Raw genomic sequence first — 24,216 nt, forward strand, 5'->3', positions numbered from 1 at the left:
GTCAGAGGTCACCGCATTGAACTCGGGGAAATCGAATCCGCTCTCCGCTCCCTGCCTGAAATCGTCAGAGCCGTTGCAGTTACCGTGGGCAACCCTCCTCAGCTTGCAGTTGCGGCTGAGACTGAAAAGCAGTCTTCCGTAACCGCCGATGAAATCAGGGAAAAACTCTCTTCCATCGTTCCGGAATACATGGTTCCTAACCACATCGAATTCTATGAATCACTTCCGGTCAGCGCCAACGGCAAAATTGACCGCAAGGCCATCATCGGAAGCTTCAGTAACGTGAACACTTCCATGAAAGAAGAGGACAGACCGAGAGGGGAGCTGGAAAACCGGGTTGCAAATATCTGGCAGAGGATTCTTAAACTTGAATACATTTCAAGAAATGATGATTTCTTTATGTCCGGAGGAGACAGTCTGACGGCAACAAGATTTGTGCAGACACTGCAGCAGGAGAACATAACCTCCGCCCCGCTGCCTCTCAGAACCCTGTTTTCAACACCGACAATAGCATCAATATGCAGCTACATCGAACAGAACAGTCTCCGTGATCACGGCGATGCTGCTGACAACTCATATGAAGAAGGAACACTGTAACATGACACTTAACAGACAAGGCATTATAAGCCTGATGAAAAACATGGCTTCGCGAAACATTCATCTGTGGACCGAAAACGGCAACCTGAAATTCAAGGCTCCTGCCGGAGCCCTGACGGCTGACGACAGGAAGGCCATTGCCGACAACAGGCAGGCAGTAATCAGTTATCTTGACTCCATGACAACCGTAACCCATGATGAAAACCACCGTTATGACGATTTTCCGCTTACGGATCTGCAGCTTGCATATTCTCTCGGACGCAGCAATATCTATGAATACGGCGGTGTGGGATGCCACAGCTACATTGAACTTGAAACAGACAGTCTGGACAGGGATCGTCTCGAAAAGGCATGGCACGCCCTTATCATGCGTCACGACATGCTTCGTGCGGTGATTTCAGCAAACGGCACCCAGCATGTGTTGAGGGAGGTTACTCTGCCGCACGTACCGCTGCATGATTTCAGTGCCATGACCGGGGAAGAAGCCGGAGCGGCTCTTCTTAAGCTCAGATCCGAAATGGATCACCGTGTCTACGATCCGGGACAATGGCCTCTTTTTGACGTCAGGGTTGTCAGAATGCCGGAACGCTCCATTCTGATTTTTTCCATTGATCTCATCATTGCCGACTTCGCCAGCATCCAGATACTGCTCGCCGAACTGGGACAGGCCTATGACCACGGTGCGGAAACACTTCCTCCTCTGCCTTTCACCTTCAGGGATGTAATGGTGGCCAGAAAAACCGAACAGAACAATCCTTTCCTTGAAGCCCTGCACACAAGGGATGAACAGTACTGGGCCGAGCAGGTAAAAACCATGCCTCTTCCGCCGGAACTTCCGGTAATTCCCGGAAGCGGAAGAAACCGCGACAATGTATCCGTAAGACGTTTCCACTATGCCATGGACAGCCTTAAGTGGCAGAAGCTTAAACAGCTTTCAATGGATAAAAAGCTCACGATATCAAGCGTTATCCTGGCGGCCTTCACTGAAGTTCTTGCCCGCTGGTCAAGAAATCCGGATCTCACCATCAATCTGACGCTGTTCAACCGTCCTGAAGGTGTTCAGAACATTGTAGGCGATTTCATTGACGTCAACGTTCTCGGCATCAGGGGAAGTCAGACCGGCTCCTTTGCCGAAAGGGTAATGATGATTCAGAACCGTCTCTGGGAAGACCTTGAGCATACCGGTTTTACCGGCATAAACGTTCTCAGGGCACTCAGCAGGGAACACGGACAGAACATACTGATTCCGGTTGTCTACACCAGTACCCTGGGAGTAAAAAACGAAGCCCTTGAGAAAAATGACTTCATGAACAGAGCCTCCCTGCACTACGGCATCACCCAGACACCTCAGGTGTGGCTTGACTGTCAGACTACAGAACGCTACGGAACACTGCAGCTTGACTGGGACGTAAGAAACGGGGTATTCCCTGAAGGCCTGCCTGAAGCGGCATTTGAAGCCATGCAGAAACTTCTTGACGATCTTACCGACAGACCTCAGATCTGGGACAGTAACAGCACCGTCACCCTGCCTGACGACATGCTCGGACGCATCAGGGAAATCAATTCCGTTAAACGTGAACATGAGAACCTCTTTCTTCACGAAGGGCTGGTAAACAACGCCCTTAAGACACCGAATGCGCCTGCCGTATATGCAGCTGACGCCGAACTTTCATACATCCAGCTGGCAGGTGAAGCCCTCGCCATTGCGGACAGACTTAAATCGGCAGGCGTCGGAAAAGGCGACAACGTAGCCATTCTGCTTCCGAAATCAGCCCTGCAGTTTGCCTCCGTCTTCGGTGTTCTCTTCGCCGGTGCGGCATACGTGCCTATTGACTCCGGTCAGCCGGAATCCAGAATCAGGTCTATCATAGCCGATGCCGGAATCAGAGTTCTCATCACCGACGGCGCACATGAGGGGACGTCTTACGGAGAACACACTGAAAACATCACCCACGTACTCGGACAGACAGGTACCGGTACAGCCGGAACCGTGACCGCTCTGAAGGAAATGTCGGAGAAGCTCGCTTCATCTCATGATGAAACCGGCAGGGTTGCCTATATCATCTTCACCTCAGGCACCACCGGCAGACCGAAGGGGGTAATGGTAAGCCACAGGGCAGCATGGAACACCGTAAGTGAAGTTATTCTGCGCAATAACATCGGCAGCAGTGACCGGATGCTGTCACTTGCAAGCTACAGCTTTGACCTCTCCGTATGGGATAATTTCGGAACGACTCATGCCGGGGCAGCCCTCGTCATGATGCAGGAAAATGAAAGGACCGATCCTGAATGCTGGTGCAGTCTGATTGCCCGATACGGCGTAACCAGACTGAATACCGTACCTGCTCAGATGCAGATGCTCACCCAGTGGATGGAATGGGACGATAAGGCGAAGCTCAAAACTCTCAGAAGCGTATTCATGTCAGGAGACAAGATTCCGACCACCCTGCCTGACGAAATCAGAAAAATCTGTCCGGACATATCCGTCATCAGCATGGGAGGTCCAACCGAAACATCAATCTGGTGCGTGGAGTACCCTGTTACCGAAAGCTTTGCGGACAGACAGAGAATACCGTACGGAAAACCTCTGGCAAACCATGAAATTCTGATTCTCAACAGCAGACTTGAGCTGTGCCCTGAATATACTCCGGGAGAAATGTACATTGCCGGTGCCGGACTTTCCGACGGTTACTGCTCTGATCCGGAAAAAACAGCCGGGGCCTTCATTACTCATCCGGTATCCGGAAGAAAGCTCTACAAATCCGGAGACATCGGTTTTTACACCTCCGAAGGTCTTATTGAAATCCTCGGACGTGAGGACGGACAGGTAAAAATCAACGGCTACCGCATAGAACTTAGTGAAATAGAGGCGGCCATCGAACAGATTGATTTCGTAAAAACCGCCGCTGCGGTTCCGATTCAGGAAAATTCAACCATCGGAACAGCCGTAACCATTGACGACAGGGTAAAGAACATCGGCGAAGACGTTCCGGAATTAATAAGAAAGGCTGTTTCCGACAGACTTCCTGCCTACATGATACCGGAAATCATCAGGATAACCGACAGACTGCCGCTCAGTGCCAACGGTAAAATCGACCGCAAGACCCTGATCCGCAGCTTTGCCGACATGCAGAAGAAGGAAAAGGCCGTCGAAAAACCTCTCGATACCAGAATTGAACAGGATCTGTTTGAAATATGGAAGGATATTCTGAAACATGACCGTATTTCACGTCAGGACAGCTTCTTCAATATCGGAGGTTCATCACTTTCCGCCATCACCCTGCTGAGCAGACTGCTAAGCCGCGGATATCCCGCCACTCTGGAACTCATATTCAACCACAGCACCTTTGCCGACATGGCTGAATGCATGAACAGAACCCAGGCTGAGCAGGCCGCATGGATTGAAAGCATCAGTCTTACCGACATGGCGGAAAAGGCAATGCACAATCTGAGAACCGCCCGTGAATTTGATCCGCATATCGGTACGCACAACGTATTCATGACCGGCTCAACCGGATATCTGGGAATCTACATTCTTTCACGACTGCTGAAGGAAACAGACTGCACCATGCACCTTCTGGTAAGAGCCAAATCCCCTGAAGAAGGTTATGCCCGCCTCCGCAAGGCCGCATCCGACAAGAATCAGTATCTTCCTGACAATCTTGAAGACAGGGTAAGCATCTATCACGGAGCCATGGACAGGGAAAGACTTGGACTGAGTGACGACGATTATCAGTATATAGCCTCAACATGCGACACCATCATTCACAATGCCTCCATCATCAACCTGATGGATCCGTTAAGCGCCATATTCCCGACCAACGTACAGGGTGTGGCCGGCATAGTTGAACTTGCTTCAACCTCCAGAGTAAAACAGATCAACTACATATCAACCATAGCCGTTCACTACGGCCTGGAAAACGCGGACATGTCCACGGTCATTCCCGAGAATACGGACATTCACAGATGGAAACAGCTAGATCTTACCTATGAACAGTCCAAAATCATGGCTGAAAACATCCTGTATCAGGCCAGAAAAAAGAACATCCCGGTGAACATTCTCCGTCCGAGCTCCATCACCTGGGACAGCAGTACGGACCATCCGTTCATCAACAACGACGCCTTCGTTAAATTCTACAAGGCCTGTCTGAGCGCCGGCAGTTATCCGGAATCACCTCTCAAGGTGAACATCGTTCCTGTTGACTACGTGGCGGAATGCGTATGTCTGGCAACCGTACACAGATACGGAAGCAGTCTTAACTACCATCTGGTATCCGACAGCAGTATTGAAGTAGGCAGAATCTACTCCTGGCTGCAGAATCTCGGATCAGGCATTGAAAGTCAGGATTTCAAAGGCTGGCTTAACGACCTCAGCGACAGTTTTGTGAACGGCTTCATCAGTCTCTACTTCAAAAACGATCTGAGCAGCGGAGGTCACTACAGCTACATGTGTGATGAAAACGCCAAACTGCTGAGTTTTAAGAATCTGAAACCATTCACCGTTTCTCCGGATTACTTTAAACCGCTGGTTGAAGCGTTTTCCGTCAGGAGCTGATTATGAACATGACAGAAAATACAGCGGCGGGCACAGGAATGAATAAGGCCTGTCATGAGGTAAAGGGTTCCCCGGATGAATTTTCCAGATGGTGGAGAACCTACCGCCATACCGAACATCCGCAGTCAAGACTCATATGTCTGCCTCATGCCGGCGGAGGAGCATCCTTCTACCGTAAATGGGCGGGAGAGCTTCCCTCCAGCATCGAGCTGGCGGCGATTCAGTATCCCGGCCATGAGGACAGAATGGCCGAGCCTCTTGTCAACAGCATGCCTGAACTTGTAAGCGGCATATGCGACTCCATCAGTCGCGGAGGTCTGCTCAGCCTGCCGTACATGATATTCGGTCACAGCATGGGAGGATATGTGGCATACGAACTGTGCCGTGAAATCAGAAGACGTGGACTTGAGGAACCTTATCACGTGTTTGTTTCTGCAAGTGAGGCCCCGGGAATGAAAGAAGACAGCTCATGGCATACATGCAGTGACGAAGAGCTTCTTTCCGAGGTCAGACGCGTATACGGCGACAGCAGCATCTGTCAGGATCGGGAAATTGCGGGAATGTTTCTTCCGGTAATCAGGAATGACTACGAACTTATCGAAAAGTGGCATCCGAATACGGATTCGGAACCTTTCAGAATCTCCCTGTCTTCTTTCTATGCCGACGGAGACAGTGAAATGAATCCTGCCAAGGCAGAAGGATGGAAAAAGGTTACCAGCAGAAATTTTGAAACAAGAAGATTCAACGGCAACCATTTCTATCTGCTGAAACATCAGCATGAAATTCTGAAATCAGTGGTTGTCACTGCCCGTCACCACTGTACAAAACGCCTGATGCTGCCGTAAAGACACAGAATCCGTAAGGCTGAAAAACAACCGCTGTCAGTAACTTATTTCATAGAATACGACAGCGGTTTCTTTTTTGGTAATGGCTTATTTCATTTACAAAAGCTAAAGAGCATCCGCGCAAGAATGGACGCCCCAAGGATGGAGATCCGAATACAGCGATTCTGAACGCTGCCAAAGCCAAAGCAGACGAGATTAAAAACTCTGCATACGCTCTTGGCAAGGCTCCGGAAAACCTGACGGAGAACCAGCAGAATCGGGTAGCCATGATCGCTGAAAACAATAACCGCCTGTACCGAGCTTACCGGATGAAGGAAATGCTTCGCCTTCTCCTGAAAATCAAGGATACGGACGAATCAGGGGATGCCCTCAAACGATAGCTCTGGTGGGCAAGCCACAGTAGGATTGATGCTTTCAAGGAACAATACCTCAAGCTCAAGCGTCACAGGGAGCACATACTGAATGCAATACGTCTCGGCATGAGCAACGCACGAATTGAGGCAACTAATAACAAAATCAAGCTGATCGTCCGCAAGGCGTACGGTTTTCGAAATATCCAAAACATGCTCGATATGGTCTATCTGGTATGCTCGGATTTGAGGGGTCCACTTCCTAACAGAAAACCTCTAGGTGCATGATCAGCATAAACACTGGGGTTAATGGCATTTTTTACCCACCATTACCCCAGAAAAGCCAGAAAGGTTACAGTTTTACAAAACACTGAGAATTAAAGGTATAGTACGTAGAATTGTGAAACTTTTATTACATCTGTTTCTCCACTTAAGGACTAAAACTAAAAAATCTTCTGAACTGTGACATTGTATGGTCTTTTTTCGTAACAATAATGTCTAAAATATACTCAATAAGAGTATATAGAAGTAAATAGTGAACAAGCGAATAATGAATGCATGAAATTATTAAAAAACATGACTTCATTCGTCAGATTCTTTTCACAGACTTTAACATAAACATTTCCATGGTACTTATTATGAATAAATTATCTCTGCTCTTTCTGTCAATATTTGCCTCCCTTGCAGGAATTCATGCCCTTGCAGACGAAATAACATCTGACGGAACCACGATTATCACCGGTAATTTCAAGGTCGTTACACCTTCCAGAAATTCCAAATCACTTATTATTGTTAAAAAAGAAAATGAAATAGGCACATTAGGTGATAAGGTAGTCGTTTCCGGACAAAAAAATCCTGAAGATATTGCCTATGTAAAAAATGTTTCAGGCACAAACTACATAATCAAAAATAAACTTCTGGTTCAGTGTGCAAAGAACGTGAACTGCATTCCTTCAGGACTTGATGCCAGAGCATTAAGTACTAATGTGTATGAAATTACCATAACTGATTATGACCAGTGGAAATCACTGCAGAAAGAACTAAAAAACGCTGACGGCATCCGTAAGGTCACCCCATCGTTTTATCACGGAAATAAACCTCAGCTTAAGTAATTTTTCCATGTCGGCCATGATCTGCATGGCACCGGTATGTCAAGGTTATAGAATAAAAAAACTGTAAGGCGCTTTATGAAACACAAATCAAACAAAACCTTCAATACAGCACTGTTTTACACCCTGTTTTTTTCTTCACTGGCTCTAACGGCCTGCGGAGGAAGTTCAGGCAGTAATGAACCATCTCCGAAACCAACGCCAGATCCTGACAGGATTATCTTCAGCATTATCGAAAAAGGAGATATTTTCTCCGGAAAACCTTATGTACTTTTAAATTCAGGTACTGACGATGTCAATGATTATCAGATACAGGCTAAATACGGCATTGTATCCTCTACTCATCCGCATACAGGAGCCGAAGCCCCCAAAAATCACCTGTACTACTATGTTCCTGAAGAAACATTGAAGAATTCTGATGATTTTTACAACATAACTGAAGAAATAACAATAACGTCAACAACAGATCCTGAAGAGACTGAAATAATTACATATACGATTGGAGCTGACGATCTCACAAACGGAGATCCTGTTTTTAAGGATCAGTGGCATATTAAAAATATAGGACAAAATCCTTTTGATGTTGATTTTTCTCCGGTCAGCGGCATCGATCTAAATGTTATTCATGCATGGCATCTCAGTGATCAGAATAAAGAACTTATCTCCGGGAAAAACGTAAAAGTAGGTATTATAGACACCCCTACTGACATTGAACACGAAGATCTCATTAATAAAATGTACACTCCTGATTCAGGCAAATCTTATATCAACACCGGAGTAACACAGGATGAAGTATTATACGACTCCACAATACTGCATGGTACCGCCGTATCCGGAATTATAGGAGCAGAATCCAATAACGGCAAGGGAGTAAGAGGTATAGCATACGATTCATCCATAACATCATATGACATACTGAATATGGATTTAACAGATTTTACGGCATGCAGTGATGACGGTATGCAGGTACTTAATGCCAGTATCGGTTATGATGAGACCGTAGAAGCATATGATCCTCAAATTTCTGCAATTTATCAGAGCTTTTTTGAGAATAATATTCCGTTTATACGCGCAGCCGGAAATGAATTTGACGAACCGGATATATTTGATTCTCTTTACTACATCTCAGATCTTGAATGCGTTAAATATAAGATAGAATGTCAGTATAATCAGACATCTTCCTTTAATAGAGGAAGATATGTCATACATACCGGGGCTTTAAATTCATTAGGTATAAAATCGAGTTACTCGTCAACAGGATCTTTCATTTGGATAAGCGGTATGGGCGGTGAGTTCGGTTACGAATCTATATCAGAGTCTTCTGCCGCCATTGTCTCCAGTCTTTATCATTCAGCTCTGTCAGGTTTTGATGATTGGGATTACGGTACTCCATGGAGAAACAATAAGGAACTTGGTGAAAAAAGAAAATATTACACTCAAAGTATGAATGGTACATCTGCAGCCACTCCGTCCATTACCGGAGTGGCATCACTGATAATTCAGGCAAAACCAGACATTACCGTTCCTCAGCTCAGGTACATTCTGGCAACAACGGCAAACAACGACCAAACTGATGGCTGGAACACACTTGAGTATGACAAGGTTACCGTCAGTGGCGTATCAGGTTTGAAAGATAGTTATACCGCAGATCTTGGATGGTACGTCAATGGAGCTGGATTAAGATTCTCCAACCGTTATGGTTTTGGTGTCGCAAATGCAGGTAAAGCAGTCATAAAAGCTCTAAACTGCAACAGTGATCCGCTGTGCAAAAAAAGAGAAAAACTACCTGATGACTTTATCAGCACAAACTCAGAACCCTGCAGTTCCTCAGACTCCGGCCATACCGTGACCTGTATTTTTAATTCATTCGTAAATGCTGATGACAATTCCGCAATCAAAAATAATGTGGAAATAGAGGAAGTATCTCTTAACCTCAGTTCACTGGTCCTAACTGCCGATGATACAGATCCTGATGAATGTTCTGCATCATATGGTTCTATAAATAATATTACGGATCAGGGAGTTTACTATTCTAAAAAACTCATGCAGATTGATATGACCTCACCACAGAATACTGCATCGGTTATTAAACCAATGTACACAATTTGGGATTTCAGTCCGGAAAGAATAAAGTCCACTTATCACTACAATGACTATGATTTTGAATTCCTTGTGCATAATTCGTCCTTTTTTACGGAAGAATTTTCACCAGATGACAGCTTCTCCGTGACTTTCCGAAGTATGTGCAGCATAGATGTTGCAACACTTAACAGGAATATTTACATTCTTGTGGGAGGTTATGAAAACCTGTAATTCAGAATCTACTTTTTATTATTGATAACTGTTCAGATTATCCGCTGAATTTCAAATAAAAAAGGAACTTCTCTTGTGGCAGAGATACATCCTGTATATGTATCTCTGCCACAGGAGAAGTTCCATGTCATATAAAGCTCAGCCGTCATTAGAAATATCATTTTTCTCAGCAGAGAACCTGACAAAAAACCGTTTGGCTCTGAAAAACGCCGGCACTCACGGTTTACTTCATCAATTTTCTGACTATGGCTGTCTCTTTTACCGCCACCGGATGTTGAAAATCCCCGTTCCCAATGTTCAACTTAATTACCGGTGTAAACTGGATTAAGGCTCATCGCCTAAACTTCCGCAAAATCAATATAACCGAAGGCATCCATTCTACTTTTCCTTTCCGAACGGTTTGAACACCATGATCATGGCAGGCGTAATCATCAGATCACATACCAGTGCCACGAAAAACGCCGTGAAGGAACTCCAGGCAAACGTGAACGGTCCGGCAAATTTACTGTTCATGAAACTCAGCAGACATACTCCGGATATCATGGTGGTGAAAACAAGAACCCTGCCTATACTGAGTGAGGTTTCGATAAAAGCCTTCCTGTAACTGCCGCATTTGCTGAAAAAGAAGCGGTAGCGGGAAATGAAATGAACGGTGTCATCTATGCATACCCCCAGAATAATCGGTGCAAGAATAACCAGTACCATATTGACTCTCGCACCGGTCATGCCGACAAGTCCGAGCGTAATGACCACAGGGATCACGTTCGGAATCATGGACAGAAGGCCGAGCTTTACCGATCTGAACACCAGCGTCATTACCGCGAAAATGGTCAGAAAGGCATATATGAAACTGTACAGCTGACTTTCGGACAGATAATCCGCAACCCAGGTCAGAAGACATGAAGCCCCCGTAAATTCAATATTAAGAGAAGGAGTCTCCCTCTTTACGAAGTCATTTACGTCTTTCTCAAGCATCCTGACATCCCCGGTACTGAGGGATCTGGTTCTAATCTGAATATGAGCGGAATCGTAGGCAAAGCTTACGGTTTTATCAAATTCCTTTCCTCCGCCTGATTCATAAAGAAGGAGCAGATCACCGACTGATTCCTGCTTCTCGGGTATGGCATAGAATCTGTCATCGTTCCCGTGAATCGCTCTGTTTACCTGTTTCATCTGGTCAAGGAACGAAGAAGTCTGCAGCACCAGAGGATGTCCGTCCAGATAATTCTGCAGTTTTTCCAGATCCCTTATAAACCTCAAATCCTTGACACCGTTTTCCTTTCCGGTATCGGCAACCAGCTCCACGGACATGGAACCGCCCATGCGGCCGTCAACATAATCAAAATCCTGACGCAGAGGATCGGTTACCGGCAGATCCTGAATAAACGCCGTTTCGATTTTCAGATTCATGACTCCGAATGAGGCCGCGGCCACTGCGACTGCAGCCAGTATAATAATAACTCCGGGATATTTAATAACCGGTACGGTTGTCAGTCTTACAAGATGATCGAAAACATCATAACGTCTTGTGATTTTTTCCTTATTCCCCGCGTCGCCGGAAGCAAGAGGTCTGACTCTGGTAAAGCTTAAAACCGGAAGCGCAAATAAGAAGGTCATGCCGAGAGCAATGACGGAACCTATGGCTGCCTGAATGCCAAGTTCCCTGAGCGGCAGCAGATCCGTGAAAACGAAGGAGGAAAAACCGAGAGCGGTCGTAATCGTTGTCAGCAGCATCGGCAGTGATATGAGCTTCAGTGTTCTGTGCAGAGCCTCCTTTTTGGATACTCCCTCCACGTAAAGACTTCTGAATTCCGCTATGAGATGCACGGAGTCGCCTATACCCACACAGAGAATAAGAATCGGTATCATCATGGCCAGCATGTTCAGAGTGAAGCCGAAAATCTGATAAAGTCCCATGGTCAGAATGACTGACAGCAGAACCGTCAGCAGAGGAATCAGGGTGCCTATTATGCTTCTGGTCGTAACGGCGAGCATCACAAGCATGCCAATCAGACCTGTGAGTACCCAGATCTGCCCTTCCTCCTGAATATCCCTGTCATTGAAATAACTGACTACGGGACTTCCGACGACTCTCACGTCCAGATCACGGTAATCCTTAAGAATTTCATAAATTCTGGCGGGAGCCTGATTTCTGAATTCATTGACACTGCCGGTTCCGCTTTCCGGATATTCCGTAAAGCTGACCACTATTCCCAGAATACCGCCATCCGCGCTTATGAGTCTGTTCCTGTATGCAGGATCAGCTGCTGCCCCGGCTGTAACAGAGGCTATCTGTCCGTCGGAAAGATCAAATCCTTCCAGCACGGGAGAAATACTGACGGTGTCGGATCCGTTAACAGATTTTACGGATTCGGCATTTCCCAGCCAGGTTACCCGATCCACGAAACTGACTTCTCTGTCCAGTCTGTGCACCAGGGAATCTACCCTTTTCAGAAATCCGACATCCATTTTTCCATGGCTGTCCGCCATAAGAAAAATAAAATCATCATTGCCGTAAGTATCATAATAGTTCTGCAGTCCCACATACGCGGGATCACCTTCGGCAAAAAAACTCTCATATGAATTATCCTGCTTCAGTTTCTGCATGAACTGACCTATTCCGAAGGTCAGCAGAAGCGAGAGAATAATACTCAGTATTCTGAACTTCAGGATAATGTCAACCAGTCGCATTTTCTCCATCCTTATTTTTATTCTGTTTATTTCAATCTGAATTCAATCGGCACCACAACCTTTATATCCCTTTCGGTTTTTGGAAATCTGCTGGACGCGTTTTTGACCGTAACCATGGCGGCCTGCCCCAGTATCTCCTCGCCGGATGAACTCCTGACAACCCTGATATCTCTGGTCTGACCGTTTTTTCCGACAATGAAGGATACAAGCACCACGCCCTGAATCCCCCTTCTCCTTGCCTGAGACGGGTAATAAAGACCTGCCTTGAGACTCTTTACAATCTGAGCCATCAGTTCGTTATCGGTTTTACCGAATACCATGGTTACCGGCTTTTCCGCCTGAACCGGAGTTCCCCGCACGGCCTCCGCACGAACCTTTTCGGCAGGAACCGCGGCAGCAGGATTCTCCCTGACCGGAGGTGTTATTTTTTCATTCCGTCTGACCGGCTCTGACTTCTTTTTCTTCAGCGGCTTTGGCTTTTTCACCTCTTTTTTCGGGCTGACAGGAGGAGGCGCCTCCCGCTTTTCCGGCTTTTTTATCTCCGGTTCCGGCGGAACCGGCACCTCCTCAATGACGGGGGCAGGCTCAGCCACGGGAACCTCCTGCACGGGAGCAGGCGGCATCAGGGTTTTCATCATGATTTTCACCACCTGTTCCCCGGAATTCATGACGGTCTTTGAATTCAGATGTCCTGCCAGTCTTATTCCGCCGAACACCAGCGGTATATAAAGAAACGCAGCCAGGATGAACGCCACTGAATTATAATTCTGCCTTTTTGGTGGCAATGCTGAAATTTTCATGACGAAGATCTCTCAACTTATCTAGCACTATAACAAACAGACCGAAATCCGCCTTTGTGTCTATGCGAAGCTCAAGATGGACATCGGAGTGGAGTTCGTTCAGAAAAACACTCAGTTCTTCCCTTGTGATCTTTCTGCCGTCAAAGTAAATATCGTTGTTTTCACCTATTTCCAGCAGCTTAACGTTATTTTCCGAATCGGCCGTTCTGTCGTCTGTTTCGGCATGAGGCAGATTAACCTTAATCTCCCCCTGGGCGATAAATGTGGATACGCTCAGAACCATGCACAGCAGAACCAGCATGATGTCAATGAACGGCACTATGTTGAGCGGAGCCCTTGAAGGTATCAGTTTCATGATTATTTCTGCTCCGGAAGATTGCCTGCGATTACACTGATTTTTCTTGTCAGACCGTTATAAGCGATAAGTGCCGGTATCGCCACCACAAGTCCAAGTGCAGTGGCCTTGAGAGCCAGAGACATACCCACCATGATGTCCTTTGCGTTCAGTCCTCCGGACTGTCCCATTTCATAAAAGGTAATCATGATACCCAGCACCGTTCCCAGCAGACCGACGTACGGAGCGTTTGAATAGATAATGAATATGGTTGTCATGTTTCTTGTCAGTGCGGTCTCAATCTGCTGTCTGCCGCCGTATCCTTCCGGACTGAAGCGGCTCAGAAAAATATATCTTTCAATTGAATACCACAGAGCCAGAAATCCCATAAGCCCCAGTATCACGAAAATACTTATATCAACGATTTCCTTGATGTTCCCCATGTCTACCTCCGATTTACTGACAGCGTTGATTTGCGGATAAAAACCGCCGTGTAAAGAACATAAAAGTTAAGGCCTCCCGGGGAAGCCTTAACTGAAATAACAGACATATTTATGTTAGCTATAGCTAACACAAACGTAATTCTATATAAAAAGAAATATTAGATAAATCAGTAGTTTCACTTATGAAAAAATTTGTCAGTTAAGACAGGAATCACACTTCATCTTCACATCATTCATGCGACAATTTTTCATACCGTCTGATTTTTAGGCGGCTCACCGTTGTTACCCTGTATCCACAGTCTTCTGTATACCGGATTGTCCCTGATGAGCTGTTCATGCTTTCCGATACCGGCTATTCTGCCCTCCTCCATTACGATGATAAGATCGCTGTGGACGATGTTTTTCAGTTTGTGGGCAATAATAACCGCCGTTTTTCCCGCAGCCAGTCTGTCCACGGCTTTCTGCATCGCATGGCAGTTATAGACATCCAGACTTGAGGTTATCTCATCAAGCAGTATTACCGGAGCATCCTTGAGCATGCATCTGGCAATGCAGAGCCTCTGACGTTCCCCGCCGCTGAAGTTTCTGCCGGCTTCCTCCACCCTGTCATCAGGCATGGCAAAATCCACCCCCGCTCTCCGCATCACCTCTAGAATCTCCTCATCCGATGCGTCTTTTTTTCCGAGACGGATGTTGTCGGCAACACTTCCCTTAAAAAGGTATGAGTCCTGAAAAACCATGGCGTATCTGCGCATCAGACATTCAGGTTCAATCAGGGATATGTCCGTAAGCTCCCCTGTCTCCGCGTTACCCATTAAAACCCTGCCTTCATCAGGTTTGTAGAATCCCGCAAGAAGCTTTACCAGCGTCGATTTGCCGCATCCGCTCGGACCGACGACCGCCACCGTGCTGCCGCTTCGGAGTTCAAGGCTGACGTTATCCAGAATCTTACGTTTTTTATCGTAGGAGAAGCTGACGTTTCTCATTACGAGATCGCATCCTGAAGGAAGTTCGGTAACAGCTCCATCGGGACAGGGACTGTTCATCAGTCCGGCTATGTTTTTTCCGGACTCGGAAAAATACTGCAGCATCATGAAATTGATGCTGAAGGCTATGAACGGAGCAATACTGCGTGAAGCGGCAAGCATCAGAACAAGAAATTCCATAATGGAGATTTCCCCCTGAACCATTTTGTACTGACCGTACATAACCATGATGCCGATTCCGGCGCCGACACATGACATGGCTGTAAGAGCCAGAGGCATCAGGGTAACCTCAAGTCTGATGCTTTCCTTTCGCAGATTATTCAGGCTCTCCTCAAATCTTCTGAAACGATCTCCCTGCATGTTATTGGTTTTTATGGTGGTAATACCCTCTATGTATTCAGTAAGTCTTGAGGATGCTTCTACGGAGGCCTTCATCTGTTTTCTGCTGAGGCCGGCTCCTATAAAGCGGACGGCAAACAATACCGCGAGAGCCAGAGGAATGCAGCAGAAGAAGCTTACCGCAAGACCGCTGTTGTAGAAGAACAGCCCCGTAAAAACGGCCACGGTAATCAGAAGTGATGAAAACAGCTGAGGGATGATATGTGAATTGGCATTTTCCAGATTCGAAAAATCCTTCATCATGCTGTGGCTTACTTTTGCGGGATTCAGATTATCAAGGGTACCGAGTGACAGTCTGCGAATATGCTCGGCAAGCCTTAACCGGCCCCTGGTGGAATTGTTGTAGGTGGCCACGTAATTGGCATTGTATGCCGGTACGGAAGCAAAGTAACAGAAAAACATGTACAGGACCGCGCCTGCGCATATCATGTAAAGATACGCCGGGGACGTACGCTCCCCTCCGAGATACGGATCAAGCAGCAGATACAGCAGTCCGATGACAAAGAAAAAGCCTCCGAAATTGGCCAGATCACAGATGCAGGTAGCCGCCAGGGATTTAAAAAAATGACCGCTTCTGTTACCTGTAAGATTGCGTATAGCCTCAATCATGCCATATCCTCCCTGCTGTTAAGACTCCATCTGTCAGCATTCTCATAAAGTTCCCATAATTTACGGTATTCAGCGGAATTTCCGAGCAGTGACTGATGAGTTCCCCTTGCGACGATTCTCCCGTCGTCAACCATTATGATTTCATCAGCATCGGTAATGCTGTTAAGCTTGTGGGCCACCATAATTATGGTTCTGTTCTTTTTCAGTTCATTCAGTGCCCTGTTCAGCCTGAGTTCGTTTTCGGAATCAAGAGCTGAACTCACCTCATCAAGAAGCAGTACCGGAGAATTCTTAAGAATAGCCCTGGCAATGTTAAGCCTCTGTTTTTCACCTCCTGACAGAACATCTCCGCTGTTGCCTATGTGATAATCAAGGCCGTATTTCATGAGAATGTCATCACACTGAGCCAGTCTCGCAGCATTCAGAATTTCCTCATCGGTGGCGTCTGTTTTACCTGCCATAATGTTTTCCCTGATGGTTCCGTCAAACATAAAGGTCTTCTGAAGAACGATCCCCACCTTTTCCATAAGACACTTTTCAGACATCTCCCTGATATCCGTTCCGCCTATTCTTATGCATCCGGAATCAACATCGTGAAATCTCGACAGCAGAGACAGAATACTGCTCTTTCCGGAACCGCTTCTGCCGATGATCGCCAGACTCCGGCCTTCCTCAACCCTGAAGCTTATGTCTCTGACTCCCCCCGGGGCATGATGTCCTTCGCTGAGTTCTCCCGAATTCCGGGTAATACTTTCCGAACCGTATTTCTCATCATGATAAGTGAAGCTTACATGATCAAATTCCACGGAGGAACCTGAAGGTTCTTTCGGGTTTTCGGGAACTGGAAGAGGTTCAACCGAAAATATCGCATCAATTCTCTCCACGCCTTCATTGATGGTCATTACCACGTTTGATATGTTCATAATATTCATGAGAGACGGCAGGATCGCATTGGACAGCACGGTGAAAAACAGTGCCGACAGCACAATCCCGGAATTCTCCGGTGATGATGAATTGATCCAGATAACCACGGGATAGATGAAGAAGATGAAGAAATTGACAAGGATGGTAAAGATAATGAAATCCCGGCTTCCCCTGTCTGCAAATCTCAGAGCGAAATCACGATAGGTAATGACGCTTTTTTTCAGTGATGAAAAAGAACCGGCGCTCAGACTGAACATTTTAAAAACCTGAATTCCCCTGGCAAATTCCATGGAGGAGGCATTGATATCCTCCAGGGCCTTGAAATATCCCCTTATTTCCTTTTTCACTCCCTCATCACCGTAGATGCGGAACTGAATGAACAGTGAAAGGGCATAAACAAGAATACAGATGAGCCCCAGCTGCCAGTCGGCATAAAGATACATGGTAAACACCGCGGCGGCACCGGTGAGAGTCATGACCATATCTGGTATTTTGTGGGATATGAAGAGCTCAATCAGATCCGCATTGTCATGAATGGTCTTGTGAATCTCTCCGGTACTGACCCTCGTAAAATACCCGAGAGGCAGAGCAGCCAGATGCTCTGCCAGTCTGATTCGCAGATTGAAAATTATTCTGAAGGCCGCAAAGTGACTCAGTATGAAACTTCCGCCGTTGAACAGCATGGAAAGCAGAACGCTTGCCACGGCGGTGATTCCCCAGAAGAAAACCTCATCGGTATCCTGAGGTGAAGATGTTCCGCGGGATTCAATATATATGCTTATGATTTTATAGGAAGCTATGTAGGGAACAATCTGAATGACAGTTGACACTGCGGCAAGCACCGCGGAGACGATGAGGAACCATTTTTTCTCACCGCTTATTTCCAGCAGTCTCGGAATACCTTTTTTCTTATCCGTATTCAATTTGACACCCTCCTGAAAATGAATGCAGAGGAAATAAAAAAAAGCCCGTTACAGACAGATTATGTAACGGGCAAAAGCTGTAACGCTAGAAACTGTACTTAAGTTTAACGCCAACGTTACGAGGAGCAGCCATTGAATAGAAGCGGACTCCGTAAGTACTGCCGTTATCTATTGAATTGGCATACTTCTTGTCACCCGCATTTTCTATATAAGCCTTGATTTCAAGATTCTTTAAAATCTCGGCACTGGCGTACATGTCAAAGATAGTGTATCCGCCCTGGGATTCCTGGTCCAGTCCGCTGTTTTCGAATACGGAGGTGTAACCTTCACCGAAATAGGTCTTGGACTGGTAGCGAACGCTGCCGCCGAAATGAGCCGAGAAATCCGCAAACTTCAGGGCTGTCACGTCAATAAGCCCGGTAGCCACGAATTTCGGAGCGTTGGCCGGATGTTTGGTATAGTCACCGGTGTCGTTTCTGGCATCGGCATAGGTCATGGAAATTCCCGCAGCCACGCGTTCGGCATGGTATCCCAGAGTAAGTTCACCGCCGGCAGAATGCATTCTGCCGATGTTTCTCAGAGGAGTCATATACGAGTTTTCCACAATGGTATAGGCCTGACGATCATGAACATCCATATAGAACAGAGCGGCATTGGCATCAAAACCGTTGTCATATGCCATATGATAGCCTAACTCATAGTTATATGTTTTTTCAGGTCTGTAGCCTTCCGCATCCAGCTCTGAAGTCGGAAATCTGCTGAACCCGCCAGATTTTGAACCGCTTGATGAAAGAACATAGACTCTCTGTCCCGGAACAAAGGTATATCCGAAGGCAGCCTTGTAGTCAAACAAGTCATAACTGTTTTCAACATGATCCATACTGTAGCCGAAATTATAGGTACCGTTGGCCTTGGCCTGGTCATGTTCCATTCGCAGTCCGATGTCAATATCAAAGATTGACTCACTGCCGACACCGAAGTTATAAGCCACATCACTGAAAACAGAGAAACTCAGGTCATCAGTTCTCAGGTCAACCTGACCGATTGGGAACATTGTTCCGCCTATTAGCTCCTGATAAACAGGATTGTCTGAAATATCAATCTGAGCCAGAACGTAATTGTCAACCTTTGACTTTGTGGCGTTAACACCGATTACAGCCTTCCCGGAATCATAGATGTCTCCGGAATTACCGAGTTCGGCAACATAACGTACTTCCTGTGTGAACTGTCTGGTTCTGATATTGTTGTTTCCGCATCTGCCCTGCCCCATCATATAAAGTTCGCATGAATCAGAATCATTGACACTGGTGATACTGTTGATTGAATCGCCGTTATCACGGTAATAATCAAGCTTTACATAGGCGGTATATGAGGTTCTGTCCTCTACGGGATCAATTTCGTCCTGTATGTGTCCTGAATTAATCAGAGCCTGGTAAGCCTCTTCATAGCCGCCGAAATACTCTGCCACGTCGGGATTCGACGCCATGACTCCGGCAAGATACGAACCGGTAAAGTCAGGATTGCGATTAATACCGTTGCCGCTGAGTTTTCCGTTTCTGTATTCCTCTTCGGTCAGAGCCACATTACTCTGATGTCCCCTGTCCTTGGTATACGCTCCTCCGAGAGTAACCACCATCGGAATATTTTCACCGCCGTCAAAATACAGTGCTCCGTTAATTCCGTAGGATTCTCCGGTGTTGTAGTTTGAACCGTCAGTATCCTTAATCCATCCGTAGTCTTTCTGATTGATTAACCCGATCTTTCCGTAAACGGTTTTGCCGTAAAGAGCTCCGCCGGCATCAACCTTGTTTTTCCAGTAGAGTTTTGAATAGTCTGATTCAAGATCCGCATAATTGCCGTCAATCATCGGATTTCTGGTGGTTACGTTGATAATACCGATCTGAGCGCCGCTTCCGTATACAGACCCCTGGGGACCTTTGAGAATTTCCACGCTGCTGACATCGTTAAACTGCTGGTTCATCTGAGAAAACGGCTGAGCCACGCCGTCAACATACACGGTTACGCCGGAATTATATATGTTTCCGGAATTGATGCCTCTGATGGTGTATTTTGTCAGCTGTCTGCTTCCGAAACCTGAAGCCGGAGTAATGGCTGACGCCACTCTGGTCAAATCCTTTACCCCTCTGACCTCGTTCCTTTCGAGAACCTCTTCGCCGGCGACTTCGGCCTGACCGCTCAGTGATACAAGATCCTGACTGTACTTGTTTGCCGTAACGCTGATGGTATCAAGTTTGAAATCATACTCTTCATCAGCCGATGCCTGGCCGCACGCCAGCATTACCGATGATGCCACGGCTGTCATCACCAGTCTACTTTTTCTGTTGTCCGCATTCATAAATATCTTTCTCCGGTTTCCCTGTTCTTTTTTAAGACAGAGGATAAAAATCGTTATATGGTGGTTTTCTGCAATTTGGAATTATGATTATTGGTTGCATCCTGTCAGGTTCATCAGTCCGCAGGTTTTTGATACCAGTCAAAAAAGCCCCGCTAAGATACCACATGTGTTAGCCGTTGTTAACACGAATTAGCATTAACTAACAAATTTTATCACTACGGGAATTCTCATTCAGATTGCATAAAACGCCGGAAACGCTGATTCTGCAGTACTTTTCACCTCTTCATAACTAATCAGAATAAAAATATAGTGAAAATAATTATCAGGCAGAATATTTAAACAACCTGCATAATAATGAACGGATAAGACTGAGGAACAACAGCTTTACATCACGGTTCATCACAACAATCAGGAGTCGCATTCGCGTGCGGCTCCTCAGGGCTTTTCCGCACCGAATACATATCAGTCGACAGTTTGACGTAAAAAGGAACAGCCATGAAAAAACCTGAAACCATCTACCTTGAGCAGTGCCTTGCTCACTGCAACATTGCAAATTCAATCGCCTATCACTTCACCGGCACCCTGAATCTGCCGTATTTTCAGAAAAGCGTGCAGGATGTGCTCAGTCGTGTTGACAAATTCCAGTATGAACTTACCGGAACCGATGAGGGAAACATCACCTGGAAGGAAATGAAAAGGCCTGTTCCGCCTGTTAAACTTCTGCATACGCGGAATTTTGATGAAAGTTTCGGGGAATTCACCGCATCCATCTTTGACCTCTGCAGTGAATACCGTTACTTTCCTCTGTTTTTCACGGTATTTTCCGAATCGGCAGACAACGGCTCCGGGGCGACTGATGAAAAACCGGTGACCGTTACCGGAAAATTTTATCTGGTACAGACACTGAACCATGCCTACTGCGACGGCAGAAGCTGTGAATTTCTGCTTAACATGATTACCGAATACTACAATGCCCTGACGGAAAACAACGTTCAGGCACAAACAGGGATACTTAAGACAGTTTCCGATGCCTCCACGGTCTCCAGCGACAGAGTATATTCATTCGGCAGAAGTGATTCTCTGATTAAAATCAGTCCGTGGCAGCAGCTGAAAAATCTCTTTAGACTGATAACCATGAAGCTCAGCGACAGTGGCGGATTTTCGGTTAAATATCCCGTTATTGAATCAGAGTGGGAAAACTTCCGCCGGCAGAAGCATTATCCACAAATGCATTATTTCGACCTGAACCCGCTCGTAAGGCACTACCAGCAGAAAAATTCCTCCGTGAACATCAACAGCCTTATAACAGCCCTGCTTGTTAAAGCCTTTTATCACGTAAACGGCAGCATGAACGGTCACCCGGAAAAGAAAATGATCTCCTTCCGCATGATGTCCGACATTCTGTCTGCAAGACACAGACAGAAGCTGATCGGAAACTACTGTGCCTATGCCCCGCTGATTACCGACGGAAGCAAATCACTCATGGACGTGGCTGAGGACATCGTGAAACAGGTGGAAATATTCAGAAAAAACAAGCTTGACGTAACCATGTACAAGTTTCTTGAATTCGCACTCAGAAACCGCATGGCAGGAAAAAAGGACGATCCGACATCATTTACCGTCTCTCTCGTACTGCACCGAAAATTCATGAAGCATCCGAAATTTCTCAAGGGAACCACGTTTATCCGCACTACCGGAGCTCTTAACTACTCACCTCTTGATGTTCTGGGTGCCAAACTTAACAACAAGGTCGGCCCGACTCTGAGCATCTCTGATGACAATGTACTGTTTGTGACCTATTACCCGCTCATAGGAGGGGATCAGACGCTGAATAAAGTGACCGAGGCATTAAAAACCGTTCTGAAAAACGAAATATCCTTGATAAATTCACCATACTAGAAAATATAATGATAACCGGACAAAATTAAACGAAACAATCCGTAATATACCTTAACGGAGGCAATCATGGATAAATTCATCAGGTCTCGGAATCAGCTCGTCATAAATTCACATTCCGTGGAAATCATCGAATTTGATGAAAACGGGCTTTACGATAAACTGCCTGAGGAATACGGAATAGAGATGCCGTTCAGTCTTGACAGAGCCGTGGCCAAGCGAAAGGCCGAATTCATTGCCGGAAGAATCGCCTGCCGCAGACTGCTTGATTCCTACGGAAACAGCGGACAGGTCAGCATCAATGCCGACAGAAGCCCGGCATGGCCTGACGGTTTCACCGGTTCTATCAGCCATGACGGCAGAATAGCCTGTGCCGTGGTGCTCCCAAGAGCGGGAGAAAACTCCGGCATAGGAATAGATCTGTGTGTCAGCATGACGGATCAGAATGCTCTGGAAGTTGCCGACAACATCTGCATTTTCAATGAAATAAGTCAGTTCGACAGTATCCAGCTGCCTACCATGGATGCCCTGAGAGTCATTTTTTCCGCCAAGGAAAGTCTCTATAAATCCATCTATCCGATAATCAGACGTTTTGTGGATTTCAAGGAAGTCCTGATAAGCTCGGTAACCGGAACCCCGGATGAGGGAATAATAACATTCACTGCGGCAAACAGAAATGATCTCCCGCTGTCCGTGGTTGAGGAATTCCATGTCCATTACCGCAGATTCGGTCACAACGGGATCACAGGTTTCATCACCCTCGCCTGCAACAGAATCAGCTGTGACTGAGCGGATTGACAAACATTACTCGAGCTACGGATATTTCTGAATCATGTTTAACGCATGTCTGACATTCCTCTCGAAATGCCGGCAGTCTCATTCCGTCAGCAGTGACGTTCCTGAATATTTGCGGTATTAAATTTTCCGCCCGATGAAAACATCTTGAACCGGAACACATAATGTACAGTCTTATATTTATACAATATAAATACCAAATTGTACATTATACCTTTAAAAAAGGAATCATCATGGATAAGGATGTCTATAAATGTGATTTAAGCAGTGACTATCTTCTTGCTCTCAATAATATTTTAAAACGCACCCGCAGGAAAACAGCATCAAAGGAAGAACTTGCCAGAGAACTTAACATGCCTCTGTCAGAGATAGAAATTCCATGTTCGTACCTGGTAGAATACGGCTATGCCTTTCCTGACGACAGCGACCGTTTTGAAATTTACGATTTCGGAACCAAAACCGTTGAAGAATACCAGAAAATTCATGCAGGAATCGCCAGATATCTCAAAGATACGCTTAAAATAGATGCTCTTGAAGCGTGCAGAAACGCCGCCGCATTCAGAAACCTAATGCAGGATGAAACAGTAGAGGATATTCTGCAGTACGTCGAAGAACGCCATCTGCCAAAACTCGATGAAGAAGACATCACCATCATCTATCCTGCTCTCCATGCCTACATAAGTGAAACGCGATACGACCTGCTGGATCCGATTTACCTTCTTATCGAAGGTTCGGAACATCCTCAGTCGGAAACGTTCACTGTTCAGGATTTCATGAACATGTGCAATATGTCACCTGATCGTCGTCAGACTGTTGAAAAACATCTGAAAAAAGCGCAGGAACAGGGACTTATTGAAATAAACAAAAACGGTTCGATGTCGCTTACGTCAGAAGGCTGCGCCAAATGTATGGAGTATGTAAAAAAACAGCTTTGTCTGGTGAAGTTTTTTGAATACACGCTGAACTATGATGACGATGACGAAAGTGCCGGACAGTCCGCATGGGCATGTAAATACCGTATTACAGACGCGGCATTTACGGCAGTTGAAGAATATCTGAAAAAAAACGGCATCGACATCGGTGAATACTGATTTTTAAGAAGTTTTTCAGACATATGAAAAATCATCAGACGACACATAAAAACTCTATAAAATTCCTGCAGTAATCTTTTTACTGCTTCCGATTCATGAATTTGTACCTGAAAACATTATAAATGATGCTGAAATAACTTGTAATTTACATTACGCACAGACACTTTTATCAAAATTATGAACATCCGTTGCATAACGGA

General features: G+C 46.0%; 15 protein-coding genes and 1 pseudogene. 9 read left to right on the forward strand and 7 right to left on the reverse strand.

Features of this window, described 5'->3' with window-relative positions; all coding sequences use genetic code 11:
• The 6 genes and pseudogenes from BMY80_RS06295 to BMY80_RS06325 form a co-directional block, all read left to right on the forward strand.
• Window positions 1-597: phosphopantetheine-binding protein (locus BMY80_RS06295; protein WP_218140327.1), on the forward strand; the 597-nt coding region annotated here is incomplete at its 5' end.
• Between the two features lies 1 nt (window position 598).
• Window positions 599-5,152 (forward strand): non-ribosomal peptide synthetase, encoded by a 4,554-nt coding sequence (locus BMY80_RS06300; protein WP_177178514.1) that lies wholly within the window; start codon window positions 599-601, stop codon window positions 5,150-5,152.
• 2 nt (window positions 5,153-5,154) lie between these two features.
• The gene (locus BMY80_RS06305) at window positions 5,155-5,997 is read left to right on the forward strand and encodes a thioesterase II family protein (RefSeq protein ID WP_037318996.1); all 843 of its coding nucleotides are present in this window, start codon (window positions 5,155-5,157) and stop codon (window positions 5,995-5,997) included.
• Between the two features lie 164 nt (window positions 5,998-6,161).
• Window positions 6,162-6,635 (forward strand): annotated as a pseudogene (locus BMY80_RS12560) (ISL3 family transposase).
• A gap of 350 nt (window positions 6,636-6,985) precedes the next feature.
• The gene (locus BMY80_RS06320) at window positions 6,986-7,459 is read left to right on the forward strand and encodes a hypothetical protein (RefSeq protein WP_143066471.1); all 474 of its coding nucleotides are present in this window, start codon (window positions 6,986-6,988) and stop codon (window positions 7,457-7,459) included.
• Window positions 7,460-7,534: 75 nt separating this feature from the next.
• Window positions 7,535-9,769 carry a S8 family serine peptidase gene (locus BMY80_RS06325; RefSeq protein ID WP_093142029.1) on the forward strand — a complete coding sequence of 745 codons (2,235 nt, stop codon included), beginning with the start codon at window positions 7,535-7,537 and terminating at the stop codon, window positions 9,767-9,769.
• A gap of 378 nt (window positions 9,770-10,147) precedes the next feature.
• Here the strand turns inward: BMY80_RS06325 and BMY80_RS06330 are convergent, their stop codons facing one another.
• The 7 genes from BMY80_RS06330 to BMY80_RS06360 all read right to left on the reverse strand — a co-directional run bounded on the left by BMY80_RS06330 (window position 10,148) and on the right by BMY80_RS06360 (window position 20,234).
• Window positions 10,148-12,460: an efflux RND transporter permease subunit gene (locus BMY80_RS06330; protein WP_031579227.1), complete on the reverse strand. Its 2,313-nt coding sequence runs from the start codon at window positions 12,458-12,460 to the stop codon at window positions 10,148-10,150.
• Between the two features lie 26 nt (window positions 12,461-12,486).
• Window positions 12,487-13,260: an energy transducer TonB gene (locus BMY80_RS06335; protein WP_093142032.1), complete on the reverse strand. Its 774-nt coding sequence runs from the start codon at window positions 13,258-13,260 to the stop codon at window positions 12,487-12,489.
• A complete protein-coding gene (locus BMY80_RS06340) occupies window positions 13,220-13,615 on the reverse strand; it encodes a biopolymer transporter ExbD (protein ID WP_031579229.1) in 396 nt (131 codons plus the stop codon). The genes BMY80_RS06335 and BMY80_RS06340 overlap by 41 nt, the downstream gene beginning before the upstream one ends.
• 2 nt (window positions 13,616-13,617) lie before the next feature.
• On the reverse strand, window positions 13,618-14,037 hold the full coding sequence (exbB, locus tag BMY80_RS06345; RefSeq protein ID WP_031579230.1) for a TonB-system energizer ExbB: 420 nt from the start codon (window positions 14,035-14,037) through the stop codon (window positions 13,618-13,620).
• Between the two features lie 248 nt (window positions 14,038-14,285).
• Window positions 14,286-16,031, reverse strand: coding sequence for an ABC transporter ATP-binding protein (locus BMY80_RS06350; protein ID WP_093142035.1), 1,746 nt, complete (start codon window positions 16,029-16,031; stop codon window positions 14,286-14,288).
• The gene (locus tag BMY80_RS06355) at window positions 16,028-17,878 is read right to left on the reverse strand and encodes an ABC transporter ATP-binding protein (protein ID WP_093142037.1); all 1,851 of its coding nucleotides are present in this window, start codon (window positions 17,876-17,878) and stop codon (window positions 16,028-16,030) included. Before BMY80_RS06355 ends, BMY80_RS06350 begins: the two co-directional genes overlap by 4 nt.
• Window positions 17,879-17,963: 85 nt before the next feature.
• Window positions 17,964-20,234, reverse strand: a complete 2,271-nt coding sequence (locus tag BMY80_RS06360; RefSeq protein WP_093142040.1) for a TonB-dependent receptor — start codon at window positions 20,232-20,234, stop codon at window positions 17,964-17,966.
• Window positions 20,235-20,729: 495 nt separating this feature from the next.
• Between BMY80_RS06360 and BMY80_RS06365 the strand changes: the two genes are divergently transcribed.
• The 3 genes from BMY80_RS06365 (at window position 20,730) to BMY80_RS06375 (ending at window position 24,016) form a co-directional block, all read left to right on the forward strand.
• Window positions 20,730-22,133, forward strand: a complete 1,404-nt coding sequence (locus BMY80_RS06365) for a hypothetical protein (RefSeq protein ID WP_093142042.1) — start codon at window positions 20,730-20,732, stop codon at window positions 22,131-22,133.
• 66 nt (window positions 22,134-22,199) lie between these two features.
• Window positions 22,200-22,919 (forward strand): 4'-phosphopantetheinyl transferase family protein, encoded by a 720-nt coding sequence (locus tag BMY80_RS06370; RefSeq protein WP_093142045.1) that lies wholly within the window; start codon window positions 22,200-22,202, stop codon window positions 22,917-22,919.
• 239 nt (window positions 22,920-23,158) lie between these two features.
• The gene (locus BMY80_RS06375; RefSeq protein WP_093142047.1) at window positions 23,159-24,016 is read left to right on the forward strand and encodes a helix-turn-helix domain-containing protein; all 858 of its coding nucleotides are present in this window, start codon (window positions 23,159-23,161) and stop codon (window positions 24,014-24,016) included.
• Window positions 24,017-24,216: the final 200 nt, after the last annotated feature.

Source organism: Ruminobacter amylophilus (genome assembly GCF_900115655.1).
Lineage (GTDB): Bacteria > Pseudomonadota > Gammaproteobacteria > Enterobacterales > Succinivibrionaceae > Ruminobacter > Ruminobacter amylophilus.

Coding starts and splice junctions, on each gene's coding strand:
- BMY80_RS06335 (WP_093142032.1), bottom strand. CDS start 13,260: ATGAAAATTTCAGCATTGCCACCAAAAAGGCAGAATTATAATTCAGTG.
- BMY80_RS06375 (WP_093142047.1), top strand. CDS start 23,159: ATGGATAAGGATGTCTATAAATGTGATTTAAGCAGTGACTATCTTCTT.
- BMY80_RS06360 (WP_093142040.1), bottom strand. CDS start 20,234: ATGAATGCGGACAACAGAAAAAGTAGACTGGTGATGACAGCCGTGGCA.
- BMY80_RS06350 (WP_093142035.1), bottom strand. CDS start 16,031: ATGATTGAGGCTATACGCAATCTTACAGGTAACAGAAGCGGTCATTTT.
- BMY80_RS06370 (WP_093142045.1), top strand. CDS start 22,200: ATGGATAAATTCATCAGGTCTCGGAATCAGCTCGTCATAAATTCACAT.
- BMY80_RS06340 (WP_031579229.1), bottom strand. CDS start 13,615: ATGAAACTGATACCTTCAAGGGCTCCGCTCAACATAGTGCCGTTCATT.
- BMY80_RS06365 (WP_093142042.1), top strand. CDS start 20,730: ATGAAAAAACCTGAAACCATCTACCTTGAGCAGTGCCTTGCTCACTGC.
- BMY80_RS06330 (WP_031579227.1), bottom strand. CDS start 12,460: ATGCGACTGGTTGACATTATCCTGAAGTTCAGAATACTGAGTATTATT.
- exbB (WP_031579230.1), bottom strand. CDS start 14,037: ATGGGGAACATCAAGGAAATCGTTGATATAAGTATTTTCGTGATACTG.
- BMY80_RS06305 (WP_037318996.1), top strand. CDS start 5,155: ATGAACATGACAGAAAATACAGCGGCGGGCACAGGAATGAATAAGGCC.
- BMY80_RS06320 (WP_143066471.1), top strand. CDS start 6,986: ATGAATAAATTATCTCTGCTCTTTCTGTCAATATTTGCCTCCCTTGCA.
- BMY80_RS06325 (WP_093142029.1), top strand. CDS start 7,535: ATGAAACACAAATCAAACAAAACCTTCAATACAGCACTGTTTTACACC.
- BMY80_RS06300 (WP_177178514.1), top strand. CDS start 599: ATGACACTTAACAGACAAGGCATTATAAGCCTGATGAAAAACATGGCT.